Source organism: Candidatus Limnocylindrales bacterium (genome assembly GCA_035559535.1).
Classification (GTDB): Bacteria; Moduliflexota; Moduliflexia; order Moduliflexales; family JAUQPW01; genus JAUQPW01.
Map to the genome: position 1 here is coordinate 1 of DATMBG010000023.1, position 3,294 is coordinate 3,294.

The 3,294-nt window shown below is 48.0% G+C and carries 3 protein-coding genes; all 3 read left to right on the top strand.

Annotated features, from left to right (window positions below; genetic code table 11):
• The coding region (locus VNM22_08270) for an efflux RND transporter periplasmic adaptor subunit (protein HWP47139.1) at window positions 1–1,057 on the top strand (1,057 nt) is incomplete at its 5' end.
• 109 nt (window positions 1,058–1,166) lie between these two features.
• A complete protein-coding gene (locus tag VNM22_08275; GenBank protein HWP47140.1) occupies window positions 1,167–1,931 on the top strand; it encodes an ABC transporter ATP-binding protein in 765 nt (254 codons plus the stop codon).
• Complete coding sequence (locus VNM22_08280; protein ID HWP47141.1) at window positions 1,903–3,111, top strand: ABC transporter permease; 1,209 nt, start codon at window positions 1,903–1,905, stop codon at window positions 3,109–3,111. Before VNM22_08275 ends, VNM22_08280 begins: the two co-directional genes overlap by 29 nt.
• Window positions 3,112–3,294 lie beyond the last annotated feature (183 nt).

Sequence of the window (3,294 nt, forward strand, 5' to 3'; positions counted from 1 at the left end):
GGCGAATTTAAAAACCGCCAAAGCCAATGTGGAAAAGGCCCAGGTAGCCGTTAAAGACGCTGCCCAAAACTTACAGCGTCGTCTGGAGCTTTTCAAAGCAGCTTTAATTTCAGCCAGTGATCGGGATACGGCCCAAACTGCTTACGATTCAGCGGTTGCACAATTGAAAGCGGCTCAGGCGCAGGAAGATTCTGCGGAAGCCCAACTTAAGTCTACTCAGGCCCAATACCGATCGGCTCTTGCAAAGCGAGATGCAGCAGTGGCTGCCATCAAACAGGCTGAAGCTGCCCTTGAACAGGCTAAGGTCAACCTGGAACATACCACCATTCGTTCTCCTATAGATGGAATCGTCATTTCCAGGAGTGTCGATGTGGGTCAGACTGTGGCCGCCAGCCTGCAGGCCCCCACTTTATTTACCATTGCCCAAGATCTGACCAGAATGCAGGTAAATGCCAGTATAGATGAAACCGATATTGGGAAAGTTCGAGTAGGCCAGGAAGTTATTTTTACCGTCAGTGCTTATCCTGGAGAGAGTTTCAGTGGGAAAGTGACCCAGATTCGAAATCAGCCCATTACCACCCAGAATGTGGTGACCTATGATACAATTATTGAGGTGGACAATCCAGAATTAAAGTTGAAGCCTGGGATGACGGCTACGGTAAGTATTATTACGGCCAAACGGGAGGGTGTGAAGAGAGTTTTAAATGCCGCTCTCAATTTTAAACCTGATTTTCTACAAGCCGGGAAAAACCCCATCAAGTCTTCCTCCCAGGAAGGAAATTCCGATGGATCCGGTACGGCCTATGGGTCGGAAAAAAGAGATAAAAACTCCGGATCCTCCAAATCATCTCCACGGGGTACCCGTAGAGTCTGGGTATTAAGTGAGTCGGGCCCCCGCCCGGTTAGTGTGGAAGTCGGTCTCACCGATGGAACTTATACAGAAATTAAAGGGGATTCCCTTCAGGAAGGTCAGGAAGTTATCATAGGCACCGAAGGACTTAAAACGGCGAGTCCGCAGCAGAGCGGAAGACCGCCTGGCTTTGGACGACCTTTCTAAAAGAGTCATCCCTCTATCAGCTATCCATTCTCTTTCAGGAACCCCCGGATTGAGAAGGATGGCTGATAAAGGACGATGATAGATAGATAACCCTTTGCTAGATAGCCCTTTGATTCAAATCGAGCGTCTTTCTAAGATTTATTCCATGGGGGATATTCGAGTTCTGGCCCTTAGGGAAGTCTCTTTGTCCATACAAAGGGGGGAGTTTGTATCCATTATGGGACCTTCCGGCTCGGGGAAAAGCACCTTTATGAATATTCTGGGATGCCTGGATAAACCCACCAGTGGAACTTATCTCTTAGATGGAATCGAAGTAACCCGCCTCAATAAAAAAGAACTGGCCCAATTGCGAAATAAAAAACTGGGATTTGTGTTTCAAAACTTCAACCTTCTTCCCAGAACCTCGGCCCTTGAAAATGTAGAGCTTCCTTTATTGTATAGCCAGGTTCCTTCCAGGGAACGAAAAGCCCGGGCCCTGGAGGTTTTAAGAAAAGTAGGTCTGGAAGGGCGGGAGTTTCATTATCCAAACCAGCTTTCTGGAGGTCAACAACAAAGGGTTGCCATTGCCCGGGCTTTGATCAATAAGCCCTCTATTCTCTTGGCCGATGAACCTACAGGTAACCTGGATAGCCTCATGAGTGTAGAAATCATGCGGGTTTTCCAGCAACTCAATGAAGAGGGAATGACTCTGGTTTTGGTAACCCATGAACCGGATATCGCGGCCTATACCAAAAGGATTGTGACCTTTCGGGATGGAAAAATTGTCCAGGACAGATGGGTTGAGAAACCTCTCCGGGCAGAGGAAGAACTCAAACTGCTCCTGGAACAGAAACAGGTAGAAAATTATGCTGTCAATTTTTCGAATAGCCTTTAAGGCTTTGAATCGTAATAAAATGCGTTCAGCCCTAACCATGCTTGGGGTCATCATTGGCGTAGGAGCCGTCATTGCCATGATCGGTATCGCTCAGGGGGCTAAAGCTTCTACGGAGGAGGCTATCAAGAAACTGGGGACTAACTCCCTGATTGTATTTCCCGGGAGTGTAACTCGGGGGGGCGTTCGAACCGGTTTTGGAAGTACCATAACCCTCACGGCCGATGATGCCAAAGCCATCGAGAAAGAATGTCCGGCCGTTGCTCTGGTATCCCCGGGGACCCGGACAACCGCTCAGGTGGTTTATAATAACCAGAACTGGTTTACTGCCATCAATGGGGTTGGTCCGGCTTATCAGGAGATCCGTGCCTGGCCCTTAGAATCCGGACGATTCATCACGTCTCAAGATGTAGACGCCATGACCAAGGTCGCAGTGGTGGGCAAAACAGTCGTAGAAAACTTGTTTAATGGAGATGACCCTATCGGTCAAACCATCCGGATTAAGAAGGTTCCCTTTACAGTGATAGGAGTTCTAAGTTCCAAAGGGCAGGTCATGGGACAGGATCAGGATGATGTGATTCTGATCCCTTATACTACCGCACAGAGTCGGATCATGGGAATTACCTATGTTAACAATATTTCCGTTTCTGCAATCAGCGAGCAGGCCTCTTCGGAGGCTCAGGCCCAGATTACCGAACTTTTACGCAAGCGCCACCGTTTGCAACCTGGCCAAGAGAATGATTTTTCCATCCGAAGTCAATTGGAAACAGCCGCTGCTGCCGAGGAATCCAGTCGAGTCATGACGATGTTATTGGGTAGTGTGGCTTCGGTATCCCTCATCGTAGGAGGGATCGGAATCATGAATATTATGTTGGTCTCTGTGACGGAGCGAACCCGTGAGATAGGAATCCGGATGGCTGTAGGGGCCCAGGAAAAGGATATTCTGCTTCAGTTTTTGATTGAAGCCTTTGTACTTAGCTTGATTGGAGGCATTATCGGTATCGGTGCAGGGATTTTATCTGCCAGATTAATTTCCTATCTGGCCGGCTGGCCTACCCTGATTTCTCCCTCCTCTATTGTCATTTCCTTTGTATTTGCTGGGCTGGTAGGGGTCTTTTTCGGGCTATATCCAGCTAAAAAAGCCTCCCGCTTAGATCCCATAGAAGCCTTACGCTATGAGTAAAGAAATCCCCCTTCCTGTCTACTCAGCTTTTAGGGGGGAATTAACCTACTGATCTTTGCATAAATTGCTAATAATCTCTAGCTATAAGTTAGACAGGGAAGTAAAATAAATTTTATGAAACTGACCCTGTCAAACCAAACTAAGGATTGGCGCGAAGGCCGCCGTCTTCGCGCCTTGGAACTC

Excerpts from the sequence above, each read along its gene's own strand:
- VNM22_08280 (HWP47141.1), top strand. The coding sequence starts at position 1,903 with ATGCTGTCAATTTTTCGAATAGCCTTTAAGGCTTTGAATCGTAATAAA.